Genomic DNA, 372 nt, shown 5'->3' with positions numbered 1-372 from the left:
TTTTTGGCTTTAGCCAGTTCAAGGCGCGTTAGCGTCTTGAACATACAACCACCTGCTTTGCGGGTGGTATCAAAGGGTTATACCAAGAAAAACACCTTTCCGTTACGATACAGATGTTCAAGCTAATAATCGTAACTAAAATCAGGAAAGGTGTTTATGGGCATTAAAGCACAAAGCTCAGCGCATACAAAATGGCTGTGCAAATACCATATCGTCTTTTCGCCGAAGTACAGACGGAAAGTGATTTTTAATAGTATACGTTCAAGTGTGGGTGAGATATTACGAGACCTTTGTAAGTATAAAGGAGTCGAAATAATAGAAGGGCATCTGATGCCGGATCATGTTCATATGCTAGTCAGTATCCCCCCGAAA

The 372-nt window shown here is 41.1% G+C and carries 1 protein-coding gene; it reads left to right on the top strand.

The genetic code is table 11. The annotated features are described in order from the left end of the window. Window positions 1-156: 156 nt before the first annotated feature. The coding region (gene tnpA, locus OI69_RS18675; RefSeq protein ID WP_039354171.1) for an IS200/IS605 family transposase at window positions 157-372 on the top strand (216 nt) is incomplete at its 3' end.

The sequence above is a fragment of the Pectobacterium fontis genome (assembly GCF_000803215.1).
Lineage (GTDB): Bacteria > Pseudomonadota > Gammaproteobacteria > Enterobacterales > Enterobacteriaceae > Pectobacterium > Pectobacterium fontis.
Note: the sequence above shows the minus strand (reverse complement) of the source record. Positions and strands in the feature narration are given on the sequence as shown.